The organism is Variovorax sp. 01N429, from assembly GCF_056399425.1.
In genome coordinates, this window is the sequence record NZ_JBFTRG010000152.1 from 1 (window position 1) to 415 (window position 415).

At 74.2% G+C, this 415-nt stretch carries 1 protein-coding gene; it reads left to right on the plus strand.

Going from position 1 to position 415, the window contains the following annotated elements; translation table 11 throughout:
• Positions 1–415, plus strand: a 415-nt coding sequence (locus AC1DSF_RS31020; RefSeq protein ID WP_478184147.1) for a hypothetical protein, incomplete at both ends; no start/stop codon positions are given.

Below are 415 nucleotides of genomic sequence, written 5' to 3' on the forward strand. Positions count from 1 at the left end.
GCGCGGACAAGTTCCCCGCCCAAGGCGTCACCGCCGCGGGCATCGACCGGCTCCTCGACCTGAAGACCACCGAAGGCCGGCTCGCCGACCTGTCCGACACCACCGTCGCGGTCAGCAAGGAGGTCCAGCGCCTCAAGCACGTCCACCCCGGCGACCCGCTGGTGGTCACCCTCGGCGACGGCACGAAGGTCCCGCTCACCGTCGCGGCCGTCTACGAACGCGGCCTCGGCTTCGGCGACCTGACGATGTCCCGCGACCTGGTCGCCGCGCACGTCGACAACCCGCTGGCCGCGCAGGTCCTGGTGGCCGCCGACAGCCCCCGCGCCGCGCTGGACGCCGCCGTCCGCACCGTCCCCGGCGTGCGGGTCCTGGACCGGGCCGAGGTCGACGCGGTGCGCAAGGACCAGCAGAACAC